The 18,396-nt window shown below is 68.1% G+C and carries 15 protein-coding genes; 10 read left to right on the top strand and 5 right to left on the bottom strand.

Annotation, left to right across the window (positions count from 1 at the left end; all coding sequences use genetic code 11):
- Together C0481_RS19730 and C0481_RS19725 are read right to left on the bottom strand one after the other, a co-directional pair.
- The coding region (locus tag C0481_RS19730) for a TetR/AcrR family transcriptional regulator (protein WP_293407061.1) at positions 1-526 on the bottom strand (526 nt) is incomplete at its 3' end.
- 60 nt (positions 527-586) lie between these two features.
- Positions 587-1,216, bottom strand: coding sequence for a helix-turn-helix transcriptional regulator (locus C0481_RS19725; protein WP_293407059.1), 630 nt, complete (start codon positions 1,214-1,216; stop codon positions 587-589).
- Between the two features lie 506 nt (positions 1,217-1,722).
- Here C0481_RS19725 and C0481_RS19720 point away from each other — a divergent pair.
- Together C0481_RS19720 and C0481_RS19715 are read left to right on the top strand one after the other, a co-directional pair.
- A complete protein-coding gene (locus tag C0481_RS19720) occupies positions 1,723-2,226 on the top strand; it encodes a DUF3617 family protein (protein WP_293407058.1) in 504 nt (167 codons plus the stop codon).
- A 20-nt stretch (positions 2,227-2,246) separates the two neighbouring features.
- Entirely contained in the window at positions 2,247-2,750 is a 504-nt protein-coding gene (locus C0481_RS19715; RefSeq protein ID WP_293407057.1) for a hypothetical protein, read from the top strand.
- Positions 2,751-2,760: 10 nt separating this feature from the next.
- Here the strand turns inward: C0481_RS19715 and C0481_RS19710 are convergent, their stop codons facing one another.
- Positions 2,761-3,633 carry a hypothetical protein gene (locus C0481_RS19710; RefSeq protein WP_293407056.1) on the bottom strand — a complete coding sequence of 291 codons (873 nt, stop codon included), beginning with the start codon at positions 3,631-3,633 and terminating at the stop codon, positions 2,761-2,763.
- 142 nt (positions 3,634-3,775) lie between these two features.
- On the opposite strand from C0481_RS19710, the gene C0481_RS19705 reads away from it, so the two are divergent.
- The 4 genes from C0481_RS19705 to C0481_RS19690 are packed head-to-tail and all read left to right on the top strand — an operon-like array spanning position 3,776 to position 7,314.
- A complete protein-coding gene (locus C0481_RS19705; protein WP_293407055.1) occupies positions 3,776-4,171 on the top strand; it encodes a hypothetical protein in 396 nt (131 codons plus the stop codon).
- Between the two features lie 4 nt (positions 4,172-4,175).
- Positions 4,176-5,630 carry a hypothetical protein gene (locus C0481_RS19700; RefSeq protein ID WP_293407054.1) on the top strand — a complete coding sequence of 485 codons (1,455 nt, stop codon included), beginning with the start codon at positions 4,176-4,178 and terminating at the stop codon, positions 5,628-5,630.
- Between the two features lie 44 nt (positions 5,631-5,674).
- On the top strand, positions 5,675-6,580 hold the full coding sequence (locus C0481_RS19695; RefSeq protein ID WP_293407053.1) for an OmpA family protein: 906 nt from the start codon (positions 5,675-5,677) through the stop codon (positions 6,578-6,580).
- A gap of 47 nt (positions 6,581-6,627) precedes the next feature.
- Positions 6,628-7,314, top strand: coding sequence for a hypothetical protein (locus tag C0481_RS19690; RefSeq protein ID WP_293407052.1), 687 nt, complete (start codon positions 6,628-6,630; stop codon positions 7,312-7,314).
- A 78-nt stretch (positions 7,315-7,392) separates the two neighbouring features.
- Here the strand turns inward: C0481_RS19690 and C0481_RS19685 are convergent, their stop codons facing one another.
- Positions 7,393-7,980: a hypothetical protein gene (locus tag C0481_RS19685; RefSeq protein WP_293407051.1), complete on the bottom strand. Its 588-nt coding sequence runs from the start codon at positions 7,978-7,980 to the stop codon at positions 7,393-7,395.
- 331 nt (positions 7,981-8,311) lie between these two features.
- Between C0481_RS19685 and C0481_RS19680 the strand changes: the two genes are divergently transcribed.
- The 4 genes from C0481_RS19680 to C0481_RS19665 all read left to right on the top strand — a co-directional run bounded on the left by C0481_RS19680 (position 8,312) and on the right by C0481_RS19665 (position 14,598).
- On the top strand, positions 8,312-8,833 hold the full coding sequence (locus tag C0481_RS19680; RefSeq protein WP_293407050.1) for a PEPxxWA-CTERM sorting domain-containing protein: 522 nt from the start codon (positions 8,312-8,314) through the stop codon (positions 8,831-8,833).
- A 269-nt stretch (positions 8,834-9,102) separates the two neighbouring features.
- The gene (locus C0481_RS19675) at positions 9,103-11,736 is read left to right on the top strand and encodes a TonB-dependent receptor (RefSeq protein ID WP_293407049.1); all 2,634 of its coding nucleotides are present in this window, start codon (positions 9,103-9,105) and stop codon (positions 11,734-11,736) included.
- A gap of 56 nt (positions 11,737-11,792) precedes the next feature.
- Positions 11,793-13,028 (top strand): serine/threonine protein phosphatase, encoded by a 1,236-nt coding sequence (locus C0481_RS19670; RefSeq protein ID WP_293407048.1) that lies wholly within the window; start codon positions 11,793-11,795, stop codon positions 13,026-13,028.
- Positions 13,029-13,047: 19 nt separating this feature from the next.
- Complete coding sequence (locus C0481_RS19665) at positions 13,048-14,598, top strand: alkaline phosphatase D family protein (protein ID WP_293407047.1); 1,551 nt, start codon at positions 13,048-13,050, stop codon at positions 14,596-14,598.
- 64 nt (positions 14,599-14,662) lie between these two features.
- Here the strand turns inward: C0481_RS19665 and C0481_RS19660 are convergent, their stop codons facing one another.
- The gene (locus C0481_RS19660) at positions 14,663-18,286 is read right to left on the bottom strand and encodes a hypothetical protein (RefSeq protein WP_293407019.1); all 3,624 of its coding nucleotides are present in this window, start codon (positions 18,284-18,286) and stop codon (positions 14,663-14,665) included.
- Positions 18,287-18,396 lie beyond the last annotated feature (110 nt).

Below are 18,396 nucleotides of genomic sequence, written 5' to 3'. Positions count from 1 at the left end.
GCTGCAGCATCCCGCGCCCCTGGCGCGCGGCGTCCGAGAGCAGGCACACGCCGTGCAGGGCGCGCGCGTGAAACTGGGCCGCGGTCAGGTCGCCGATCGCCCAGCCGCGCAGCGCGGCGGCGTAGTCGGTCAAGATCTCCTCGCCGAGCCATTCGCTCTCGATCTCGCCGTCCAAGTCTCCGTCCTTCAAGGCCTGCCGGCAGGCGGCGATCTGCAGATCGCGGCAGCGCGTCCAGGTCGCCTTGGCCCGCGCCGACTGGCCGTTCTCCAACTGGTCGGCCAGCATGGCGGCGATCGCCGGGCGATAGGTGGCGGGCGAGGCGGTGAAGATCTCGACCGAGGCGGTGACGCTCAGTTCGGCGCGTTCCAAGCCCGTCGTATCGTCAGGCAACTCGGCCAGGCGAGCGTCCAGCGCGTCCAAGGCGCCGACGAACAGTTCGCGCAGGGTGTCTTCGCGCCCGCCGACCAGATTGTAGAGCGTCGGAGGCGTCAGGCCTGCCTGGTCCGCGAGGCGGCGCATGGTCAATGCGCCGACGCCTTTCTGCTCGACGAGGCGTCGCGCGACGACCAGCGCGGCGAGACACCCTCAAGTCGGGGGACCGTCCCAGGGTGAACGGAGGAGGGCGTCATCCATCACCCGCCGGATGAGGTCGGCCTGGCGGCTCTCGCCGACCTTGTTGAACAGCCCTCGAAGATGGGTTTTGGCGGTCGATCGCTTGACCCCGGTGCGTTCCGCGTATTCGGCGAGCCGCTCGCCGGTCACGAGCGCCGACAACAGGCGGGTCTCGGCCGCGGTCAGTCCGAACGCCCGGCGCAACCGGTCAGGTGCGATGGTCGTGCAGGGCGCCGTCAGGGCGACGAGCGCCATCGGCTCCCCTTGAGGGCAGCGGGCTGGCGCGATGCTGGCTGAGTGGCCGGCAGCGCCGTCCAGGCCCTCCAGAGCGACTGTGCGGGACGGCTCGTTGGGCGAGCGCATCACCGCCTCGATGGCCACATGAAGCCTCGCAGTATCGGCCCGCACGCGGCCCAGCAACTGGTCGGCCTGCAGGCGCAGGAAGCCGCCATCGATCAGGCGGCGCGCGACGTCATTGCAAGACCGCAACCGGGTTGCACGATCGACGATCAGCAGCGCGACGCCAATCGAATCGAGGGTGCTGCACATGGTCTGGATCTTGATCTCGCTTGAGCCGGCCTGGACCGGGGCGACGGCGCTCATGGCGCGACACGCGCGATGGCGCTCCAACCCGCGTGGCGGCTCGACTCTCTTGGTGTCGGCCAGGCGGGCCCGAGGGGCTGGCGTACCGGCGGCCGCGCGGTCTCGCGACGAAGGAAGACAGGCCGCTCTCGCAGCCCCTCCAGAAGCGGTCGATCAGGCGGCGCGGCGACGTGCTGGGTCTGGCCGCTTATGCGAAGGATGACAGTCATCTGGGTCCGGGGATCTGTGACGGAGCACGTCCCTGAAGCCCGCATCCGGTCAGCTCGACAACGCCGGTTTCCGCGAATGGCGTTCGCGTTTCGCCAACGCCGCAGCCAGGGCTGCGCGAAGGCTCCAGGAAATGTCGAAGGGTTCCGCCGTACGGTGGAAGCGCTAGGCGCCGCCGTCGGGCAACTGGGACGTCAGGCGGCGATCGGCCCCGACGAGGCGGCCGCCCGGCCGCCTCGCCAAGCTCCGAGACCCGTCATCCCGCTTCAGCCCGGCCCGCGGCCGACTTTCGGTGAGACATGCGCAGATTCATTTCTATCCTCATTCCGCTGGCCTTGGCCGGCTGTTCCCAGACCGAGCCGAGCGCGGGCGGGAAGGGCGGCGCGGCCGCTCCGGCTCCCCAGGCGGAGGCCCCGCTGGCAGGTCTCTGGAAGACCACGACCACCGTCAACGGCAAGAAGGCCTTCGGTGAGAATCAGACCTGCCAGGGTCCGCAGGCCGCGGACGCCGTCGCCTCGGCCGGGGAGGAGAACGCGGTTGGCTGCACCACGGCGCGACGTGAGACGCGCGCCGACGGCTACAGCTACGAATTGGTCTGTGAGAAGGACGGCCTGCGCAGTGTGGTCACCGGCGAAGTGCGCCATCAGGCTCGCCGCAGCACGTCGACGTCGACGACGCGAATTTACGGGCCGGACGGCAAGGAGGCCGCGCCCGCCGCGATTGTGCAGGTGGAGAGCGTCCATGTCGGCCCGTGTCCCGCCGGCATGAAGCCGGGCGAATTCGTCCAGCAGGGCGTGGGCTAGTCGGCTTTGGAGACGATGCGATGAACAAAACCAGTATCGTCGCGGCCCTCGCGGCCGTGCTGTCGCTTGGCGCCGCGCGCGCCGAGGCCGCCGAGGCGAAGTCGGGCATGACGCCGTTCATTCCGCCGCCACCCGCCGGGTGGTCCTCCCCCACGCCGCCGAACGAGACCGAGGATGAGAACGGCATGGAGCCGTCGGTCAGCATTGGCTACGGCCCGGACAAGCCCGGCGAGCGGGGCCTCCTGTACATCATTCTCACCCATCCGAGCCCGCACGACATGCCCTCGCGGTTTCAATCGCCGCGGCCGTTGGGCCCAAGTCCGTTCGCGCCGCAGCTCGTCGTCTCGCACGTTAAGGTCAACGAGCTCGACGCCTACCTGACCTATGACGCCAATGAGCAGGGCGGGGTGCTGCAAATGCGGGTTGGGCGTGTCCTAGTCGGGATCCAGGGCGGGGCGACAACGACTGACCAGATCGTCGCGTTCGCGCGCAGCATCGACACCGCCAGGCTGCAGAAATACTGAGCCGCAGCGGTCAGCTCGGCTTCAGCGTCCAGCGGAACGTATAGGTGCTCGCACCGGCCCTGACCGTCCGCTGGCCGGCATAATCGTGGTCAGGGCCCGCGGTCGGCAGCATCGGCAGGGTGACCGACATGCGAAGAGCGCCGAAGCGCAGCCCTTCGACGTCCTCAATCCCCTTTGCCGTTTGCAGCCGCTCCAGGTCGATGAGGGGCGCCTTGTCGAGCTTGAGAGTCGCTGGCGACATCGCCAAGGCGATCGATCCGTCGCGGCGATCGAGAACCGCCATGGTCATGCAGGCGATCTGCGCGGCGTCGAGTCCGCCTTCTTCCGGATAGACCCCGGTGACTTTGAGGTCGCCGAGCTGGTGCTCGTAGCGCACGACCCCACATCCGTTCGGCCCCGGCACGAAGGTGAGGAAGCGTTGATCGTCCTCGTCGCGTCGGACGACCGCGGCCTGGGCCTGCGCGATCGCCGCCCCGCGCTCGGACAGTCGCTGTTCCGCCGTCTGGTAGCGGGCGCGGGCTGCGGCGCAGCCGGCGTTCTCTCCCCCGGAGCAGGCCCCCTCCATGGCCACGATCAGGCGGCTGACCTCGAGCATGTCGGCGGTCCCGTCGCCGGCGGCCATCGTCGCCTCCGACATGGCGGCGATTTCGGAATTCTGCGCCTGCGTGAAGTCGCGGGCCAGGGGGTGGAAGCCGCTGCTTTCCTTGGCGATGACCGGGGTCTCCACGATCAGTCTTTGCCGAAGGGGCTTTCCCGCGGACTGGCCCGTGACCTCGATCTCGTAGTGGAGGACGGCGGACTGCTCCTTCAGCGGGGGCTCCAGCGGCGAAGCGAGCGCCGGGCCGGCGAAGGCGGCGACGAGGACAGGCAGGAAGCGGAACACGTGAAAACTCCAGGAAGACGGCGCAGCGGCTCGCGCCTGTCCAACCTGGATAGGTCGGGGAAAGGCGGCGGCCTTCCACCGGATGGGGGAAGCAGCGATGGTCGCGACCTTTCAAGAAGCCTCCTTCAAAGAGGGGACCTCGATGCTCGTGTATGCAGTATTCGCCGCCGCCTTGGCGGCGGGCGCGCCGGACGCCGGCGCCGAGACCGCGTCGCCCGACGCCCAGCGCTGCGCCGCCCTGACCGCCGAAAGCGACAAGCTGCGGGCCCAGGTCGGCGCGGCGCGCACAAAGAAGACGGCCGGGTTCCTGGCGGGCGCCGCCAGCCGGGCGCTTGTCTACGCGCCAGGCCTCAACCTGGGCGACAGCCGCATGGCGCAGTACGCCGCTCAGGAGGCTGAGACCGCCGTGCATAATCAGGCGGTGTCGGGCCTCGACAAGATGCGGAGCGGAGGGCAGGCCGCCGATGCGACCGCCGCCAAGGCCAAGCTCAAGGAGATCGACGCCCAGGCCGCCCAGTTGAGCTGCCCGAAGGCCTGATCAGGTGATTTCCAAAGTCCTTCTGACGGCCTGGGTGCTCGCCGCGGCCGCCATGACCGCGCCCGGTGTGGCCGCCGCGCAAGCCCAGGCCGCCGCCACCGGCTCGTTCAGCGAACTGATGCTGCAGCAGACGGCCAGCGACCGGATGAACATGGAACTGGACCAGGTGGTCCGGGCCGCCGTCGCTCGTGGCGCGGCCGAACGCAAGGACATGTCCGCCAGCCAGCCGATCCAGAACTACCTGGCGGAGCTTCAAAGGCAGACCGCAGCCTTTGCCGAGACGGCCGCGAATGTGGCCTCAGCCCCTGCGACGCCGCCGACGGCCGTCGACGATATCCCGCCGCTGGTCGAAAGCGAGCTGATGCGCTGGGAACTGGAGCAGGCCGAGCGAGAGGCCCTGGACGATATTACGCCGCTTGCCGAAAGCGAGATGAAGCTCTGGCAGCAGCGTGAGAACGCGCGAGACGCGGTGCGCGCCAAGGTCGCGGCTTATGCCGCGGCGAAGGCCAAGGGCGTAGCGATCAAGGTGCTGACGGCCAAGTCGATTGAGACCTGGGGGCGGCTGGTGGTGATCGTCCCGCCGGGCGAGGTCATCGAAAACGACCCGATGGACGTCGCCCACGCTAGGCTTGAGGATCTGACCCGCCGGCGCGACGAGCTTCAGGCCGAGCTCAAGACCAAACCCACCTCCATGGCGATGCGCTCGATCCTTCGGGAGCTCGCGGGCATTGATCGGCAGATCAACTCGGTGATGTTCCAGATCACCGGGGTGGTCTGGTTCCATCGCGCCGGCAAGGGCTCGATCTGCCATCCGGCGGCTGTGAAAGGCCAGCCGGTGGCTTGGCACAATTGCGATTACTGGGCGCAAGCCGTGCCGTTCGTGGTCGACCCGTCTGGGGCGAACATCATTGTCGACCGAGTGTTGATCGACATCGACGAGGACGCCGGCCGGCTCCGGAAAGCACGGATCGCATACTACACCCGGGCCAGTGGCCAGGCCCCGTCTGAGGAATCTAGCGGCGGCGCCATCGGTGAGTTTCGGTACGCAGGCGATGGCTCCGTGCAGCTTGCGGTGAAGGAGGTCGACGACGCCGGTGAGGAGCGCGAGCGCCTCTATCCGTGGGAAGTAGCTACGGACGAACTGAAGGGCCTCATTCCCGGATTCTCTGGCTACGGGCCGTTCAAGCTCAAATTCAAACGCGATCCGAAGGCCTACATCAGCTGGGAAGAAGCTGATGCGATGAGCCGCGGCGTTGTCGCCGTGCAAGGAGGCAAGGGCGCAGGCGCGAGCACGCCGCCGCCCGTTCCAGAGCCTTCGTCGGAGGAGGACGACTTCCTTTCGCCGCTCATTGTTCCGGACAAGCCTCCCGCTCCTCGGCCTTCACCACCGCCACCTCCGCCGCCGCCTCCGCCTGCCTCGGAGGACGACTTCCTGGCGCCTCTGATCGTCCCGAACTGAGCGGCCGCCGCGACCTTCCACACTCCACACGCAGAGACATTCAAATGAGCTCTTCTTGCCTGCTCGCCCGCGCGACGGCCCTGACCCTGGCGCTGCTGCTGTTTGCAGCTCCGGCCCACGCCCAGATGGATCCGGCCTCGTTCAAGGAGCATCCGGTCGTGAAGCACTATCCGAGCGCGCTCATCGACAGCCATGACGAGAAGGAGTTCGACGCCACCGATCTGGTCGTCGGCTACAGCGCTGCGCCCAAGCCCGCCATCGTGCGCAAGGACGTGGAGGGGCGCGTCTACAAGACCTTCTACATCCACCAGGGCGGCGTCTCGGCGCTGCAGGTGATGCGCAACTACGAGACGGCTCTCAAGGCCGAAGGCTTCCGGGTGGTCGTGTCCGGGAAGGTCGCGGCGCTCCCGTCGATGGAGAGCGCCCGCGACGGGGCCCTCTTCGGAGCCTTCGTTCTGGAGCAGGGCGGCCAGCCGGCGATCTACGTGAACATCCTTATCGACCCGAATGTTGGCGAGCCGGTCTCGCGCGTCGTGGTGGTCGAGCCGGAACTGATGAAGCAGGTCTACAAGATCGACGCCTCCAAGCTCTATGCCGGGCTGTCGACGGACGGACGCATCGCCGTCTACGGCATCAACTTCGACACCGCCAAGTCTGCGATCAACGGCGATTCCGAGCCGGTGCTCACCCAGGTTCGAGAGATGCTCGCCGGCCACCCGGAACTGAAGATCAATATCGAGGGTCACACCGACAATGTCGGCGGCCAGGCCGCCAACCTGGTCCTATCCCAGCAGCGTGCGGCGGCGGTGAAGGCCTGGCTGGTCAAGGCCGGGATCGCCGAGAACCGTCTCTCGACCGCCGGCCACGGCGACAGCCGGCCGCTCGCCTCCAATGAGACCGACGAGGGGCGTGGCAAGAACCGTCGCGTCGAACTGGTCCGCGCGTCATGAGGCCTCGCTTCGGTGCGGGCGCTCGCCGAACGCTACTGGCGGTTGTCGTGATCGCGATGGCTGGGGCGCAAGTCCCTGGCCGCGCAGTCGCAGCGGGCGCCGAAGGCGTCTGGTACGGACTGCGCAGTGACGGCGTGTCCGGCAAAGTCAAAGCCGATCACTACACCTTTCTGCCGGACGGCCGGGCCTTCCGTCGCGCTCCTACCGAGGGACTGGGCATCCCGGTCGATATGGCGCTTGAGTGCCGCTACGCGGAGTGCGGGACGTTCGAGAGCAGGGGCGGGGAGGTGATCTTCCGCAATGCTACGTCCGGGACTTCGACGCAGTTTGCGCTCGATGAGGAGGGGGTGCTGCGCAAGGCTGCGCCAAAGATCAGCTATCGGCGCATGCACCTGCTGGATGGGCCGCTCAACGGGACCTGGGGCCTCTTCGATCCAAACGGAGGCCCCCCGGTGGTCTCGCTCACCCTGCGCCCTGACGGCTCGTTTAAGGAGGAGGGGCTCCTCAGGTTCTCCGCCTGGGCGGCGCTCGCGCCTCCAGGAGAAGATCGCAGCGGGCGGGCGGTGGAGCGCGGCGAGGGCGTGTATTCGGTGCGCCGCGGCACGCTTGAGCTGCGCTATCGCGGCGGGACGGTAGCGAGGTTCTTCCTGGCGACCCCGCCGGCGGTGGCGCCCGGCGCCAGCCCGCCGGTGTTGCATCTTGGCGGGGCGCGGCTGGACAAGGCACCCGGCTGACGCCGGTGGCGGGCGGCGGGTTGCGTCGCGCCGATTGTAGGATCCCGGCCCGCGCCACAGGCCGGGATCTCCCCTTGATCAGGCGGCTTTCAGCCGCGCCAGATCGATCCTGTTTGCGAACTGGCTGAGCAGGTCGGGCGTGGCTTGCCGGCCCGCCACGATGATCTGGTAGCGGCCGACGCTGAAGGTCAGCTGCCCGGACCGGGTCGCCGCCTGCCAGGACAGATAGGCCTTGTGGCCTGCGATGGACACTTCCGAGATTTCCTTGCCGCTGGCCGCGTCTAGCCCGAGCTTTGGCACCCCGCCGCCGATCAGGTCGCCCTTGGCCAAAAGCGTGATCTCGAGCGCCGGACCGCTGGGAACACCAGCCTGGACATAGCGACCGGAGGCTTGCCGGCCGAGATCGACCAGGCCTTCTGCGTCATCGAAGGGGTTGTTCCGCAGCTTCCAGCCCTGGGGCGCGGCCGGAATGAACTTGGCGAGCGAAGGGCCGGCGGGCTTGGTCGGGGCGGCGGGGGGCGGCTGCGGCGTGCTCGCCCGTTCGGCCTCGTGCTTGCGGGCGGCGGCGCGCAGCGCCTCGAACTCGGGATCGAGAGCCGCAGCCGGATTGGACAGACTCAGGGTAGCGGCCAGCGCGCCGAAGGCGGCCGTGAAGGGGAGACGCATGGGAAGCCTTCTGTAAATTGGATCTGGACCGGCGGTAGCGCGAACGCCCTGGGCGCGCTTCCGCCATACGAATGAAGCGCTCGGGACCGCGCTGCTCGTTGAGAGGCGCCGATCCTCCGTCGAATGGGGGAAGCGGGGCCGGCGAGGAGAAATTACTCCACTCCCGAAAACCAGAACCTAGGGAGCGCTTTCCAAGTGAAGCTCAAGTCCATGTTGTTCGGGGGCGCTGTACTGTGCGCCCTCTCGTCCTTCCAGCCTGCGAACGCGGCGACCATCTTCACCCAGACTCCGCGCTCCGGTGGAGGCGGCGACCGGCCTTTCGGGCGGTGCGGTGATCGATTTCGAAGCCGTGACCTCCGGTTACTTCAACCAAATCTCGGCCGGCGGTGTGACCTTCACGACCCCGACCGGCGCGTTGGGCGTTGAGACGCAGTACGGCGGTCAGTTCAACGCCATCGGCAAGTCGCTGAAGAGCGTCAGCCACACCCGGATCGATATGGCCTTCGATCAGGCGCTCACCGGCTTCGGCTTTTTCTTCGGGGCTTCGGACTTGACCTGGACCTTAAGCGCCTATGACGCGCTGGGAGCGCTGCTCGAGAGCCAGCAGATCTCCCCGACAGGCGTTAGCAACGCTGGCAATTTCTATGGCCTCAAAGCGAACGGTATTCGCAGCGCGCGCTTGACCACCACCACGCCGGACTACGTGATCATTGACGATTTCCGCACCTCCACCGCGCCGCTCGGTCCCGTGGGAGTCGTTCCTGAACCTTCGACCTGGGCGATAATGATCACCGGTTTTGGAGCCGCCGGCGCCATGCTTCGCCGCCGTCGCCAGGCGATGCTCGCGCTCTGACGCGGACTCCTTGCGGCCACTCAAGTTCAAAAGGCCCCCAGGCTCACGCTTGGGGGCTTTCCTTACGCCGGGCGAGCCCGACGTCAGCCGTCGCGCGCGGCGCGGGTAAGTCGACCAAGTCGTGGCCCGTCACCACCGTCATCCGATCGCTACAAAAGCCTCACCGCGACGACATCAAGCATCACTAGTTAGCCGCTCCCATTGGCCGGGCCGAGCGCCGGGTCAGCGGGTGGGGGCGCGCTGTAAAAGCGCAAGTTGAAAGCTGTAGCATGTCGTTCGTTTCCCGGTTCCTCGTGACCGTGTCCGCCTTGGCCCTCGCCTCGGCGGCGCATGCGCAAACCTTCGCCGAGGACGCCTCAGCCGATGGCGGCGGCGCCGTCGACGAGCTGGTCGTCACCGGCAGCACCCTGCGCAGCCAGGAGGCGGTGAGGAACCGGCGCGAGAGCGTGGCGGTGGTCGACACCCTGACCCAGGACGACACCGGCGACCTGGCCGACGAGACGCTGGCCGAGGCGCTGATCCGGGTGCCGGGCGTCTCTTCGATGCAGACGCTCTATGGCGAGCAGGAAGCGGCCTATGTGTCGGTGCGCGGCATCTCGCCCGACCTTAACTTCACCTCGTTTGACGGCATGGCGATGTTCTCGTCGGCCAACGACGGCGACGGTCTGCGGCGCGTCGACCTCAACCTGATCCCGACCCAGATCTCGCGGACCACCGAGATCTTCAAGACCTTCACGCCGGACCTGGACGTCGGCGCGATCGGCGGCGTCACCAACATCATTCCGCGCAGCGCTCTCAACGACCCGGATACGATCTATCTCGACGTGTTCGGGACCTATCAGTCGGGCAAGGGCAAGTACGTGCCCGGGACCAACAGCCTCGGCGACTACAACGACACGCCGTGGGGCGGCGGGGTGAAGGGCCTGCTGGCGCGCTCGTTCGGGCCGGACCAGCAATTCGGCGTCGTGCTGTCGGGCGTCTATCGCCAGAAGACCTTCGACTACACCAAGCGCAACGCCAACGGCCGGGTCTTCTATACGCCGGCGGGCACGCCGGGGAACGCCGACCTGTCCAACTGGGACGGGCAGCATCCGCTGCCCTCGCTGATGCGCCCGATGGACTACACCCACTTCACCAAGACCTACGGCGGCTCGGCCCAGTTCGAATACGAACCCATGCCGGGCCTACAGCTGTCGATCCTCGGCTATGGCTACCGCCAGCAGGAAGATCAGACCTTCAACCAGTTCCAGGTCCAGAACTATTCGAACCTGCAGCGCCTCAGCCCGGAGGTCGCGCGGCTGAAGATCGGCAACACCACCTCGGGCTTCGACTACGACCGTTTCGAGAACGAGACCGGCGGCGCGATCTTCAAGGCGATCGCCGACCTCGGCGACAAGGGTTCGCTGGAGTTCCGCGCCGGCTGGAACATCAACCGGTTCCACGACACCGACCTGGGGGCCTACTACGCCTTCACCCCGACGAGCTCGTACATCACTTTCGACATGTCCGGCCTGTCGGATCAGATCACGATCGAGAACAACGAGGCGCTGATCAACATCGCCAACTACAAGCTGTCGACCGCCTCCGACCTCTATGTCGACGCCGAGATGACCTCGAAAGAGGCCAAGCTCGATTACAAGTGGAACTACGGTGGCGATGCCCGCGGTTTCGGGTTCGCGGCCGGCGCCGACCTGCGGCGGGTCGAGACCGAACGCGACTCCCAGACCATCACCTATGTGTCGAACAGCAGCCCGATGGGCGCGGTCGGCTTCGTGCCGGACATCAGTTCGTGGATGTATAACTACCCCGTGGTCTGGGTGAACTACGAGCAGTTCGCCAGCACGGTGAAGCCGAACCTGGCGGTCAACCAGACCAGCACCAACAACGCCGCCTGGTCGGCCGACTATCGCTACGACGAGACGGTGCTGGCCGGCTATGCGGCCCTGTCCTACGCGACCGACACGTTCAGCGCGGTCGCGGGCCTGCGCTACGACAAGGTCGACTTCACCGCGGCCTCTCCGGTGGCCACGGCCGGGCGTTATGACGGCACGTTCGCCGAGCGCGACGGCGGCTACGACCACCTGCTGCCTTCCTTCATCGCCACCCAGCGCCTTTCCGACAACCTGCGGATCAAGGCCGGCTATAGCCGCACGCTCGGGCGCCCGGCGTTCGGCGACATCGCGCGGGCCGAGAACGTCAACACCCAGAACCTGACGATTTCCCGGGGCAATCCGGACCTGAAGCCGCGGGTGTCGGACAATTTCGACCTGGCGGCCGAGTTCTATTTCGGCGGCAGCGGGCTGGTCTCGGTCAGCGGGTTCTACAAGAAGATCAAGGACGACATCTTCACACAGACGACCCAGCAGACGATCAACGGTCAGACCTACGACGTCTCGCAGCCGATGAACGCCTCGCAGTCGACCATGAAGGGCGTCGAAGTCCAGCTCGTCACGGACGCGGTGCCTGGCCTGCCGGGGTTCCTCGCCGACAAGGTCGGCTTCTCGGCCAACGCCACGCGGATGTGGGCGGAGATGGAGTACGCGTCGGGCGCCAACTGGGTGCACCTGGACGCGCTGCAGTACCAGGCCGACTGGTTGGTCAATGTCAGCACCTTCTATCGCCTGCCGCGCAACGGGGAGATCCGGCTCGCCTACAACTGGAAGAGCCGCAGCCCGATCTCGCTGGGGGCCTATCCGTGGACGACCTACTGGCTGGAGGAGCGCGGCCAGCTCGACGCGGCGGTCCGTTACACGCTGACCGATAACCTGATCGCCAAGTTCCAGGTCACCAACATCCTCGAGGATCCGGTGCAGCAGGGCTACTACGGCGTGCCCTACGAGATGCGCCGCTACGAGCTGACCCGGAACCGCGCGTTCCAGCTCGACCTGACCTACAAGTACTGATGGGCGCCGGGGGGATGGGCGCGCGCCTGTCGGGGCTGGCTTGTGCGGCCGCCGTCATGGCGACGGCGGTTGGCGCGCACGCCGAGAGCTATCGCCAGGGCGACTGCGGCGAGTTCACGGTGGCCATGATCCCGGACACCCAGAACTATGTCGACTACCGGCATCAGAAGTGGTCGGGCTTTCCGTTCGACGCGGCCGAGCAGTATTTCGCGCAGATGTGGTGGGTGGGCGAACACGCTCGCAGCGCCGGCGGCGATATCGTCTTCGCCACCCACATGGGTGATGTGTGGCAGCATTATTCAGAGTGGATGGACGCCGGGCACGCGGCGCGCGGCTTCAAGTGGATGCCCAACTTCGGCGGTTCGGAAGTGGCGCTGTCGCCGAAGGCCCACACCCGGGCGTTCGAGATCCCGACCGCGGTCCGCGGCTATCAGCTGATCGACGGCAAGCTGCCGTTCTCGGTGCTGCCGGGCAACCACGACTTCGACGCGCTGTGGACCGATCCGTCCCACCCGCCGCAGCCGGAGGCCAAGAAGGACGGCGTTCGGCACGTCGGCGGGCTGACCGGCTTCCAGTCAGCGTTCTCGCCGGACTCGGCGTTCTTCAAGGGCAAACCCTGGTACGTCGGCGGCCATGACGGCGGCGCCGACAGCGCCCAGGTGTTCACGGCCGGCAAGTGCCGGTTCCTGCACATCGGCCTGCAGTACCACGCGCCGGACGCCTCGCTGGCCTGGGCGGCGAAGGTCATCGCCCGCTACCCCGGCCTGCCGACCATCGTCTCGACCCACGACTATCTGGACCGCGACGGCAAACGGAACCGGCGCTCGAACCCCAACAACAGCCGGCTCGATCCGCAAGACAACGACCCGCAGATGATCTGGGACGAGTTCATCAGCCGCCAGGACCAGGTGTTCCTGGTGCTGAGCGGGCACGTCGGGGGCCAGGGCTACAGCGTCGCCGCCAACGCCTTCGGCCACGAGGTCCACCAGATGATGGCGGACTATCAGGGCCGCGGTCAGACCGCCAACGAGGCGGGAGCGACCGGCGTCGACGTGGGCGACGGCTGGCTGCGGCTGCTGAAGTTTAGGCTCGATGGCGAGCGGCCGACGATCGAGGTCCGCACCTATTCCACCCACTACGGCATGTTCGCCTCGGAAGTCCCGGAGTACGGCGCTTGGTACAAGGCCCATGACGGCCAGGGACAGCTCTCCGACGCCGACTACCTCAAGCGCGATGAGTTCGCGCTGACCCTCACCGATTTTCATCAGCGCTTCGGCGCGCCCAAGCCTTGATCGAAAGGGCTGACGCCACATGCTTATTCGGGATCGCCGTGAAATCATCAGGGCCGCCGGCGCCTTGGCCCTGGTCTCGGGCTTCGCACCCCAGCGGGTGATGGCCGCGCCGACCGGCGCCTATCCGTTTTCGCTCGGTGTGGCCGCGGGCGACCCGTGGCCGGACGGCTTCGTGATCTGGACGCGGTTGGCGCCCCGCCCGCTGGAAGAGCACGGCGGCATGCCGCAGAGCGTGGTGAAGGTAGGCTGGGAAGTCGCCGAAGATGCGCGCTTCGCCAAGGTCGTCCGCAAGGGCGAGGCGCTGGCGCGGCCCGAGCTGGCGCATTCGGTGCACGTCGAGCTGTCCGGCCTGCGGCCGCACCGGCATTACTGGTACCGGTTCACCCTGACCGGCGGCGAGGCGAGCCCCGTCGGCATGGCGCGCACCGCGCCGGCGGCCGGCGAGGTGGCGACCAACATCCGCATCGGGGTCGGCGGCTGCCAGCACTGGGAGGCGGGCTTCTTCGATGCCTGGGGGCACATGGCGCGCGAGCCTGACCTCGACCTGATCTTTCACTATGGCGACTACATCTACGAGCGCGCCGGCCGGCCGCTGGGCGCGGGCGTCGTGCGCCAGCACGCCGGCGACGAGATCTACAGCCTGGACGACTACCGCCGCCGCCACGCGCAGTACAAGTCGGACCCGCACATGCAGGCGGCCCACGCGGCCTGCGCCTTCGCCGTCTCGTTCGACGACCACGAGGTCGACAACAACTGGGCCGGCGAGCTGGACCAGGACGGCACGCCGCCGGAGTTCTTCCGCCTGCGCAAGCTGGCCGCGCTGCAGGCCTGGTACGAGCATATGCCGGTGCGCCGCGCGCAACTGCCGGGCCCCGGCGGGATCACCGCCTATCGCCGCCTCGACTATGGCGGCCTGCTGCGCATGCACGTTCTGGACACCCGCTCGTACCGCTCGGACCAGCCGTGCAATGACGGCAAGCTCAAGCCGTGCCCGGTCGAGGCGCACGTCGCCCCGACCATGCTCGGCGCCAGCCAGGAGGCCTGGCTGGACGAGGGGCTGGGCAACGCGGCGGTTTGGAACCTGCTGGCCCAGCAGGTGCTGGTGACGCCCTATCAGCGGCTGAACCCGGGCGAGACGACCCCCTTCACCTCGTTCGACACCTGGGACGGCTACCGCCCGGCGCGGGCGCGGCTGGTCGACGCCATCCGCAAGCGCGAGCTGACCAATGTCGTGATCGCCTCGGGCGACTTCCACCGCAACATCGTCGGGGCCGTCCCCGAGCACGAGGAAGCGCCGGACGGCAAGGCCGCTGCGGTCGAGTTCCTGGCCACCTCGATCACCTCGAACGGCGACGGCGGCACGCTGTCCGAAGCTGAGCGGGAGCTGTCGATCAATCCGCACATGAAGATGGTCAACAACTTCCGCGGCTACCATCTGTTCGACATCTCGGCCAAGCGCTGGGAGACCTCGGTCAAGATGATGGACAGGGTTCAGACGCCCGGCGGCAAGATCAGCACGATGGCGCGATACGCTGTCACCCCCGACCAAGCCAAGGTGCACGAGGCCTGATGCGCGGCGAAATCGCGGCCGTGAGCCAATCGCGTCCGCGAGCGCGCTGAGCGGACGTCGCCGCTCAGCCTGCCAGCGCCTCGAGCTGGTCCTGGCGCAACGCAGCGAGCTGGTTGGCGGTAAAGGCTTCGCGGACCCAGGGACGCATGGCGGAGATCGCCGCCGGCGGCAGCGCGGCGAGCTGGGCCGGCGTGAGCGCGGCGGCCTGATTGGGCTCGAACATCGCCCCCTGCGACGGTGTCAGGGCGCCGATGAGCGCCGGGGCGAGGGCGGCGATCTGGGACGGCGCCAGCGCCCGGAATTGAACCGTTCCGAACTCCGCGAGGTCCTGCGGGGCCAGTTGCGCGAGCTTGGCGAGCGGCAGGCCGCCGATTTGCGATGCGCTCAGCCCGCCGACCTGGGTCGGGGTCAGCGCCTGGAACTGATCGATGGTCAGCACGCCGATCTGCTCACCGGACAGCCCCGCCACCTGCTGGACCGATAACGACGCCAGCTGACCGGCGGTCAGCGCCCGCAGGTTCGTGGGCGAGAGGCCCGAAAGCTGGGCTGGGGTCACGCCCGAAAGCTGTTCGGGATCGAACGATCCGACCTGGGCAGGGCTCAACGCATTGAGCTGTGCGGTCGAGAAGCGAGCGATCTGAGCGGCGGCGAACTTGCGCAGGTCCTCCCCCGAGAGCGACCCTAGCTGGCTGGCCGTCAGGCCGCCGATCTGCAGCGCGCCCAGTTTGCGCAGGCTATCGGGCGCGATCGCTGAAAGCAGGTCCGGCCCCAGCGCGCCGATCTGGGCCGCGGTCATCACCTGCACCTGGGCCACGCCGAAGGCGTCGAACTGGGCCGGCGAGAACGCCGCGAGCTGGGCGGGCGTCAGGCCCGCCACTTGCGGCCGACCCAGGCGTGCAAGTTCGTCCTCGGTCAGCGAGGTGATGTTGCGCAGGCTGAGTCCGGCCAACTGGCCGGGGGTGAACGACAGGATCTGGTCGGCGCTGAACTCGTCGAAATCCTCGGCCGTCAGCGCGCCCATCCTGGCCGCATTGAACCCGGAGAGTTGGGCGCCCTTGAGCACGGCGACCTGCTCCTGGCCAAGGGCCGAGTAGGCGGCGGCCGACATGCCGCCGATCTGCGGGGCGGTCAGGCCGCCGACCTGGCTGATTGATAGGCCGGAGATCTGCTCGGCGGTCAGGCTGTTCAGCTGGGACGCGGTCAGTCCTGCGATCTGGCCTGGGGTGAAGTCGGGCAGATGAGCGCCGAGCGTGGCCAGCTGGTCGTTGCGCAGGCCGCCGATCTGGGCCGCTGTCAGACTGCGGACCTCGGTGGTGGCAAGCTCGGCGGTCGCTTCGAGACTCAAGCTCCCGAGTTGAGCGGGTGTGAACGCCAGCCGCTGCGCGGAGTTGAGCGCGGCGAACCGCGACGGCGTCAGACTGGCGACCTGCACTGCGCTCAGGCCGCGCAGTTGCGGGGCGTTCAGCGCGCCGAGCACATCAGGAGCGATCGCCGTGAAGTTCTCGACGCTGAGCGATCCAAGCTGCGCCCCGCTGAGCGCCAGCAGGTGAGCCGGCTGCAGTTCGGCGAAGTCGGCGGGGGCCAAGCCCGTGAGCTGGCCGGCCGTCAAGCCCTTGATCTGGCCGGTGCTCAACGAGGCGACCTGCGGCGCGGTGAGCGCGGCCAAGCCGTCCGTCGAGAGCGCGCCGAGTTGCGCGGCGGTGAGGCCGTCGAGCTGGGATTCGGAAAGCGACTGCAACTGCAGCGCCGACAGCGCGCCGAGCTGGCCGGCGCTCATCGCCCCGACCTGGGCGCCAGTGAACTTGGCGAGAACCTGCGGATCGAGCGCCGACAGGCTCGCAGGCCCGATCGAGCGAACCTGGGGCGCCGAGAGCGCGGCCAGGCTGCCGGCCGCAAGCGCTCCAAGCTTCGCCGGACTGAGCGCGGCGATCTGGGCCGCCGACAGCGTCCTGGCCTGGCTCGCCGAAAGGGCGGCGGTGTGCTGCTCGCCCAGCGCCGCGATCTGAGCCGGGGTGAGGGCGGCGACCTGCTGGATCGTGAATCCGGCGATCTCCTGCGGCATGAGGGCGGCGGTGTTCGGCAGGCTCAGTGCGCCGATCTGGCCGGGGCTCAGCGCCAGCACCTGGGCGCTGGTCAGGGCGTCGAACGCGCTGGCCGACAGTGAACCCACCTGGGCGGCGGTGAGCCCCTGCAGCTGGGGTTTGGACAGGGCCGCGAGCTCGGGACCGCTGAAGAGTGCGAGCTTGGCGGACGATAGGGCGCTGAGCTGCCCGCCGGTCAGGCTCAGCCGCTGGTCGCTGCTCCAGGCCGCGACGGCCGACGCGTCCAAGGCCGCCAGCTGGGTCTTCGTCAGACCGCGGATCTGGAGCGTGCTCAGGCCGGCGGTTTCCTCCGGCGTCAGGGAGGTGATGTTGGCGGTGCTGAGCGCCCCGAGCTGGGCGGGGCTGAACGCCAGAACCTGGGTGGAGCTGAAACTGTCGAAGGTGGCGCTTGGAAGCTGGGCGATCTGCCGGGTGGTCAGACCGGCCAGCTGAGCGGGGGCCAGTGCGCCGACCTGGTCCGCCGACAGCGCCGCCAGATGGCTGGTCGTCAGCCCGCTCACCTGCATGGCGCTCAGCCCGCCGATCTGGGCCGGGGTGAAGGCGGCGAGCTGCGTCGCGCTTATGGCGCCGGTCTGCGTCCAGCTTAGGGCGCCGACCTGGCTGGGCGTCAGCGCGCTCACATGGGCCGCGTCCAGGCCCACGATCTGCGGTCCGGTCAGACCCTTGATCTGGGCGATCGAGAGCCCGGCGAGGCGCTCGGGGGGCAGGGCGTTGACCGCGGCTGGGGGGAAGGCGCCGATCTGGGGCGCTGAGAAGGCCGCGAATTGTTCGCGGGTGAAGGCGGTGAGCTGTTCGACCGACATCGACTTGATCTGCGCCGGCGCCAGACCCTTGATCTGCGCCGCCGACAGGCCCGCGATCTCGTCCGGGGTCAGGGTCGACAGGCCGCCGGCGTTGATCGCGCCGATCTGGGCGGCGCTGAAGCTATGCACCTGCTCGGTCGTGACCTTGGCGAAATCGGCGGCGGAGAGCAGCTTGATCTGGGCGGGTGAAATGCCGAGCGCCTGGACGCCGTCGAGGCTGGCGAATTGCTCGGCGGTCAGCGCCGCCAGCTGCTTGGCGGAGAACGCGTTGAGCTGCTGGGCGCTTAGTCCGTCCAGCCGCGAGGCGTTTAGCCCCGCCACCTGCAGCTCCGACAGCGCCCGCAACTGGTTGCTGGTCAGCGCCCCGATCTGGGCGGCGTTGAACTCGTTGATGTCAGAAACGCCCAGGGCCGAGAGGATCGTCGGCGATAGCGATTGAACCTGTGTGCGGCTGAGGCCGTCGACCTGCTCTTGTGACAGCGCGGCGAAGTTGGCGCTCGACAGGGCGTTCAGCTGGGCGCTGGAGAACGCCAGGATCTGGGCCGGCGTGAACTCGGCCATGTCGGCCGCCGCCAGGCCCTTGAGCTGCGCAGCGGTGACGCCCTTGATCTGGGCGGCCGACAACGAAGCGACCTGCTCGCCATTCAGCGCCGATAGCCCCTCGTTCGAAATGGCGCCGACTTGCGCGGCGCTGAGGCTCTTGAGCTCGTCCGCCGTCAAGGCCTCGACGGTCGAGACAGGAAGCGCGCCGATCTGTGCGAGGGATAGCTGCGAGATGCTCATCGTCGTCTGACGGGTTCGAATCGTCGCTCAAGCTTAGGCGGTGTCGAGCAAGTCTCACAATCTGGCGGCGGTCCCGGTGTCCCCAGATTGAGCGACCTTGCTCTAGTCCG

It is taken from the genome of Phenylobacterium sp. (genome assembly GCF_013822795.1).
Classification (GTDB): domain Bacteria; phylum Pseudomonadota; class Alphaproteobacteria; order Caulobacterales; family Caulobacteraceae; genus Phenylobacterium.
The sequence above is the reverse complement of the archived record's forward strand: the minus strand, read 5'-3'. Positions and strand labels throughout refer to the sequence as shown.

Bases quoted from the DNA above. Each gene is read 5' to 3' on its own strand.
- C0481_RS19685 (WP_293407051.1), bottom strand. From the start codon at position 7,980: ATGCGTCTCCCCTTCACGGCCGCCTTCGGCGCGCTGGCCGCTACCCTG.
- C0481_RS19665 (WP_293407047.1), top strand. From the start codon at position 13,048: ATGCTTATTCGGGATCGCCGTGAAATCATCAGGGCCGCCGGCGCCTTG.
- C0481_RS19720 (WP_293407058.1), top strand. From the start codon at position 1,723: ATGCGCAGATTCATTTCTATCCTCATTCCGCTGGCCTTGGCCGGCTGT.
- C0481_RS19660 (WP_293407019.1), bottom strand. From the start codon at position 18,286: ATGAGCATCTCGCAGCTATCCCTCGCACAGATCGGCGCGCTTCCTGTC.
- C0481_RS19715 (WP_293407057.1), top strand. From the start codon at position 2,247: ATGAACAAAACCAGTATCGTCGCGGCCCTCGCGGCCGTGCTGTCGCTT.
- C0481_RS19725 (WP_293407059.1), bottom strand. From the start codon at position 1,216: ATGAGCGCCGTCGCCCCGGTCCAGGCCGGCTCAAGCGAGATCAAGATC.
- C0481_RS19675 (WP_293407049.1), top strand. From the start codon at position 9,103: ATGTCGTTCGTTTCCCGGTTCCTCGTGACCGTGTCCGCCTTGGCCCTC.
- C0481_RS19670 (WP_293407048.1), top strand. From the start codon at position 11,793: ATGGCGACGGCGGTTGGCGCGCACGCCGAGAGCTATCGCCAGGGCGAC.
- C0481_RS19695 (WP_293407053.1), top strand. From the start codon at position 5,675: ATGAGCTCTTCTTGCCTGCTCGCCCGCGCGACGGCCCTGACCCTGGCG.
- C0481_RS19705 (WP_293407055.1), top strand. From the start codon at position 3,776: ATGCTCGTGTATGCAGTATTCGCCGCCGCCTTGGCGGCGGGCGCGCCG.